Source organism: Rhizobium ecuadorense (assembly GCF_001187535.1).
Lineage (GTDB): Bacteria > Pseudomonadota > Alphaproteobacteria > Rhizobiales > Rhizobiaceae > Rhizobium > Rhizobium ecuadorense.
This window is the reverse complement of the sequence record NZ_LFIO01001152.1, coordinates 1-4,303: the sequence shown is the minus strand read 5'-3', so window position 1 is coordinate 4,303 and position 4,303 is coordinate 1. Positions and strand designations below refer to the sequence as shown.

Below are 4,303 nucleotides of genomic sequence, written 5' to 3'. Positions count from 1 at the left end.
GGATCGAAGAACACAGCCTTGTCGAGATTGAAGGCGAGGCGTGTGGTCTGTCCGGGGGCGATGCCGGCATCGGCGCGCAGGCGGGCGACGACGGATTTGCCGCCGAGCTTGGTGACGGCGAAGGTGTCGGAGCCGGCCGGTTCGACCACCTCGATCAGGCAATCGTCCTCGGTCAGCGAACGCGCCTTGCGGTCGGCGCCGTCAGGATCGGTCAGGGCCTCCGGGCGGATGCCGAAGATCACCTGCTTGCCGGCATAGTCCGACAGTCCGCCGTTGGCGCCCGAGACGATCGGTAGCCTCAGCGGCGCGCCATTCGGCCGTTCGAGTGCTACGGCCAGCCCACTGGTGCCGGCCTCGACGGTGGCGTTGAGCAGGTTCATCGCCGGCGATCCCATGAAGTCGGCGACGAAGAGATTGGCCGGGCTGTTATAGATCTCGGCCGGCGTGCCGAACTGCTGCAGCACCCCGTCCTTGAGCACGGCGATCTTGGTCGCCAGCGTCATCGCCTCGATCTGGTCGTGGGTGACATAGACGAAGGTGGTGCCCATGCGCTGATGCAGCCGCTTGATCTCGGTGCGCATGTCGACGCGCAGCTTGGCGTCGAGATTGGAGAGCGGCTCGTCGAACAGGAAGACCTGCGGATTGCGCACCAGCGCCCGGCCCATGGCAACGCGCTGGCGCTGGCCGCCGGAGAGCTGGCTCGGTTTGCGGTCGAGCAGATGGCCGATCTGCAGCATGTCGGAGACCTGCTTGATCGCCTTGGCCCGCTCCTCCTTGGGAACGCCGCGGATCTCCATGCCGAAGGCGATATTCCCGGCAACGGTCATGTTCGGATAGAGCGCATAGGATTGGAACACCATGGCGATGTCGCGCTTGGACGGATGCAGACCGTTGATGGCGCGCCCGTCGATCCTGATATCGCCAGAGGTGATCGTCTCCAGCCCGGCAATGGTGTTGAGCAGGGTCGACTTGCCGCAGCCGGACGGGCCGACCAGCACGAGGAAGCCGCCCTTTTCGAGTTCGAGGTCGATCCCCTTGAGAATGTCGACGGCGCCGAAACGTTTTCTGAGACCGGAGATTTCCAGGAAGGCCATGGCTTACCCTTTGACTGCGCCCGCCATCAGACCGCGCACGAAGTAGCGGCCGGCGAGGATATAGACGATGAGCGTCGGAACGGCCGCGATCATCGCCGCAGCCATGTTGACATTGTATTCGACCACACCGGTCGAGGTGTTGACGACATTGTTCAGCGCCACCGTCATCGGCATGGAATCGCCGGTGCCGGCATAGGCCGAGGCAAACAGGAAGTCGTTCCAGATATTGGTGAACTGGTAGATGACGGTGACGACGATGATCGGCAGCGAGTTCGGCAGCATGATGCGGCGGAAGATCTGGAAGAAGCTGGCGCCATCGACCTGGGCGGCCCGGACCAGCTCGGTCGGAAAGGCCTCGTAGAAATTGCGGAAGAACAGCGTGGTGAAGCCGAGGCCGTAGACGACATGGACGAAGACCAGGTTGACCGTCGGATTGCCGAAGCCGAAGTTCCAGCCGGTGGCGTTCTGCAGCGTCACCCCGAAGCGGCCGAGCGAGCCGAGAATGGTCGCCATCGGCAGAAGCACCGACTGGAACGGGATGAAGCAGGCAAACAGCATCAGCCCGAACACCAGCGTATGGCCGGGGAAGCGCCACTTGGTCAGGATATAACCGTTCAGCGCCCCCATGATGGTGGAGATGGCGACGGCCGGCACCACCATCTTGATCGAGTTCCAGAAGTAGCCCTTGATGCCGGCGCAGGTCAGCCCGACGCAGGTCTCGCCCCAGGCCTTGATCCAGGGATCGAAGGTCGGCGCCTCAGGCAGCGCCAGCATGTTGCCGTTCTGGATCTCGTCCATGGTCTTGAACGAGGTGGTAAGCATGACGAAGAGCGGCATCAGGTAGAGGATGGCGAAGACGACCAGCAGGCCGTAGATGACCAGGCGGCCGATCAAGCGGGTGTTATTCCGGCTGTCGCCGCTCTGCGAGAGCGGTGCAGATGCAGTCGAGATTGCGGTCGAAGCGGTGACGCTGCTCATCGCGCCTTCTCCTTCAGTTCGGAATAGAGATAGGGAACGATGATCGCCGAGATCGTCATCAGCATGATGATGGCGCTGGCCGAGCCGACGGCCATCTCGTTGCGCTTGAAGGTGTATTCATACATGAAGTTGGACGGCAGCCAGGCCGAGCCGCCCGGCCCGCCCGAGGTCAGCGCCACGACGAGGTCGTAGGATTTGATCGCCATGTGGGCGAGCACGATGAAGGCCGACAGGAAGATCGGCCGCAACAGCGGAATGACGATGCGGCGATAGAGCTGGAAGGCGGAAGCGCCGTCGATCTGCGCCGCCTTCATGATCTCGCCGTCGATGCCGCGAAGCCCGGCCAAAAACATCGCCATGACGAAGCCGGAGGCCTGCCAGACACCGGCGATGACGACGGTGTAGATGACGAAGTCCTTGTTCTTGATCCAGTCGAAGTGGAAACTCGTCCAGCCGAAGTGGTGCAGCGTCTGCTCCAGCCCGAGGCCGGGATCGAGGAACCATTTCCAGGCCACCCCGGTGACGATGAAGGACAGCGCCATCGGATAGAGGAAGATCGGCCGCAATATGCCCTCGCCGCGGATCTTCTGGTCGAGCAGGATGGCGAGGAAGAGACCAAGCGCCAGGCAGATGCCGACATAGAGAAAGCCGAAGATCGCCATGTTGGTGATCGAGGTATACCAGGAAGACGGCGGATCGCTCTCGAAGGTCCAGCGCCACAGCCGCTGATAGGCGCGCGCCCCGGTCAGCGCATAGGAGGGAAAGGTCTTGGAATTGGTAAAGGACAGATAGGCCGTCCAGACGATGAAGCCGTAGACGAAGATGAGGGTGATGACGAAGCTCGGCGCCAGCACGATCTTCGGCAGCGCATCCTGCAGCCGGCCGCGCAGCGAGATCGGTGTCGATCGCCCGGGCGTCAGAACCGGATCGGTGGTCGCAACGGTGCTCATGGATATCATCTCCCTTGCCGCAGGATCGCTCGGCATCAATCACTGCGGAGCCTGAAGCTTCCCCGCGAGATCACGTGGGGAAGCCATGTGTATCGACCGATCTCAGCGGGCGTCGTCGATCGCCTGGACGAGCTGCTTGACGGCTTCGTCGGAGCTCTTGATCTGGCCGTGGACGAACTTCGAGACGACGTCCTTATAGGCATTGGCGATCGCCGGAGGCGCGCCATAACCCTGGGCCAGCGAACCGAACAGCGTGCCGCCCTCATTGGCCGCCTTCAGATCGGCGATACCCTTCTTGCCGCAGGCGTCGAAGTCGGTGTCGGGAACGTCGGTGCGGGCCGGCACCGAACCCTTGACGACGTTGAAGGCCGACTGGAAGCTCTTCGACAGCGTCGCCGTTGCCAGCGCCACCTGTGCGGCCTTGCGGTCGTCGGGAACGTTGAACATGCCGAACATGTCGGAGTTGTAGATGACGCTGCCGTCGGTGCCGGGGAAGCGGTAGCAGAGGAAGTCGGTGTCCGGGGTCTTCTTGGCGGCGACGAATTCGCCCTTGGCCCAGTCGCCCATCACCTGCACCAGCGCATCACCCTTGATGACCATGGCGGTCGCCAGGTTCCAGTCACGGCCGGAGAAGTTCGGATCGACATATTTGACGATCTTCGCCAGGTTGTCGAAGGACGTCTTCATCGTGTCCGACTTCAGCGACTCCTCGTCGAGGTCGTTGAAGGCCTTCTTGTAGAATTCCGGTCCGCCGGTCGACAGCACGATGGAATCGAACATCGTCGCTTCCTGCCAGTTCTGGCCGCCGAGCGCCAAGGGGATGACACCGGCAGCCTTGGCCTTGTCGAGCAGCGCGATCAGATCGTCGAAGCTCTTCGGCTGGGTGCCGCCGATCTTGTCCATCACCGCCTTGTTGATCCACAGCCAGTTGACCGAGTGGACGTTGACGGGGGCTGCGACCCACTTGCCGTCATAGACGGAGAACTTCTGCAGCGCCGCCGGCACCGACTTGTCCCAGCCTTCCTTCTTGGCCGTCTCGGTCAGATCCCCCATCACACCGGCCTGGGCATAATCGAGCACGGTGTAACCCAGCATCTGCGAGGCGGTCGGATAAGTGCCGGCCGCCACCATCGCCTTCAGCGCCGTCATCGCCGCATCACCGCCACCGCCGGCCACCGGCACGTCCTTCCAGGCAAACCCTTCCTTCGACAGATCCTGCTTCAGAACGTTCAAAGCCGCCGCCTCGCCGCCCGACGTCCACCAGTGCAGCATCTGCACTTC

At 62.7% G+C, this 4,303-nt stretch carries 4 protein-coding genes; all 4 read right to left on the bottom strand.

The genetic code is table 11. The features are described from left to right. A partial coding sequence (locus AF337_RS24610) for an ABC transporter ATP-binding protein (protein ID WP_049734200.1) occupies positions 1-1,094 on the bottom strand: 1,094 nt, incomplete at its 3' end. Positions 1,095-1,097: 3 nt separating this feature from the next. Next, positions 1,098-2,072, bottom strand: coding sequence for a carbohydrate ABC transporter permease (locus tag AF337_RS24605; RefSeq protein ID WP_049734199.1), 975 nt, complete (start codon positions 2,070-2,072; stop codon positions 1,098-1,100). Further along, a complete protein-coding gene (locus tag AF337_RS24600) occupies positions 2,069-3,022 on the bottom strand; it encodes a carbohydrate ABC transporter permease (protein ID WP_049734198.1) in 954 nt (317 codons plus the stop codon). Before AF337_RS24600 ends, AF337_RS24605 begins: the two co-directional genes overlap by 4 nt. 102 nt (positions 3,023-3,124) lie before the next feature. Further along, on the bottom strand, positions 3,125-4,303 hold a 1,179-nt coding region (locus AF337_RS24595; RefSeq protein ID WP_049734197.1), incomplete at its 5' end, for an ABC transporter substrate-binding protein.

Excerpts from the sequence above, each read along its gene's own strand:
- AF337_RS24605 (WP_049734199.1), bottom strand. The coding sequence starts at position 2,072 with ATGAGCAGCGTCACCGCTTCGACCGCAATCTCGACTGCATCTGCACCG.
- AF337_RS24600 (WP_049734198.1), bottom strand. The coding sequence starts at position 3,022 with ATGAGCACCGTTGCGACCACCGATCCGGTTCTGACGCCCGGGCGATCG.